Source organism: Shewanella profunda (genome assembly GCF_023283765.1).
In the GTDB taxonomy this organism is placed as follows: Bacteria; Pseudomonadota; Gammaproteobacteria; order Enterobacterales; family Shewanellaceae; genus Shewanella; species Shewanella profunda.
Genome location: NZ_JAKILG010000118.1, coordinates 1 through 666 on the forward strand (window position 1 = coordinate 1; position 666 = coordinate 666).

At 53.9% G+C, this 666-nt stretch carries 1 rRNA gene; it reads left to right on the forward strand.

Going from position 1 to position 666, the window contains the following annotated elements:
* A 23S ribosomal RNA gene (locus L2744_RS21515) occupies nt 1-666 on the forward strand; the annotation flags it as partial.

Below are 666 nucleotides of genomic sequence, written 5' to 3' on the forward strand. Positions count from 1 at the left end.
TGAAGTTGGGACGCTAGTCCTGATGGAGTCGTCCTTGAAATACCACCCTTGTAGTTTTGATGTTCTAACCTAGGTCCCTTATCGGGATTAGGGACAGTGCCTGGTGGGTAGTTTGACTGGGGCGGTCTCCTCCCAAAGAGTAACGGAGGAGCACGAAGGTTGGCTAAGTACGGTCGGACATCGTACGGTTAGTGCAATGGCATAAGCCAGCTTAACTGCGAGACATACACGTCGAGCAGGTACGAAAGTAGGTCATAGTGATCCGGTGGTTCTGAATGGAAGGGCCATCGCTCAACGGATAAAAGGTACTCCGGGGATAACAGGCTGATACCGCCCAAGAGTTCATATCGACGGCGGTGTTTGGCACCTCGATGTCGGCTCATCACATCCTGGGGCTGAAGTCGGTCCCAAGGGTATGGCTGTTCGCCATTTAAAGTGGTACGCGAGCTGGGTTCAGAACGTCGTGAGACAGTTCGGTCCCTATCTGCCGTGGGCGTTGGATGATTGAGGGGAGCTGCTCCTAGTACGAGAGGACCGGAGTGGACGAACCGCTGGTGTTCGGGTTGTCATGCCAATGGCATTGCCCGGTAGCTACGTTCGGAATCGATAACCGCTGAAAGCATCTAAGCGGGAAGCGAGCCCCAAGATGAGTCATCCCTAGGAATT